1 pseudogene and 1 other annotated feature are annotated in these 458 nt (G+C 39.1%); the pseudogene reads left to right on the top strand.

Going from position 1 to position 458, the window contains the following annotated elements:
* Window positions 1-70 precede the first annotated feature (70 nt).
* Window positions 71-206: a sequence feature (His leader region), on the top strand.
* A 53-nt stretch (window positions 207-259) separates the two neighbouring features.
* Window positions 260-458, top strand: a pseudogene (gene hisG, locus AB4653_RS25850) (ATP phosphoribosyltransferase); the annotation flags it as partial.

Consider the following 458-nt stretch of genomic DNA (forward strand, 5'->3'; position numbering starts at 1 on the left):
TAGTTAGTGTGGAGACAAGACAGCAAACAACCTAAGAGCTGATAAGTATGCGTAAATTAGTAATGAACATTCATCACCATCATCACCCTATCTAGTCTTTCGGGGAGATTTACGTATACCCGGGAGCAAGAATTCTCCCGGAGGTTAAGTCAAAGAATTTAGATTTAAACCCTCGGGACGACAAAGTCTTCCGAGGGTTTTTTAGTTTTAGCACTTTTAAATAATCAATAAATTCAAATATTTGCACAGGGATACAGCAATGCAGACACAACGCCTAAGAATCGCAATTCAAAAGAAAGGTCGCTTAAGTAAAGAGTGCCAAGATCTACTTAAAAAATGTGGTGTGAAATTTAACATCATGGGTGAGCGCTTAGTTGTTCATTCACTAAATATGCCAATCGACTTGTTACTCGTTCGTGATGATGACATCCCAGGTCTTATCATGGATGGTGTGGTTG

The organism is Vibrio sp. 10N.222.48.A3 (genome assembly GCF_041475345.1).
GTDB classification, from domain to species: Bacteria; Pseudomonadota; Gammaproteobacteria; order Enterobacterales; family Vibrionaceae; genus Vibrio; species Vibrio tasmaniensis_A.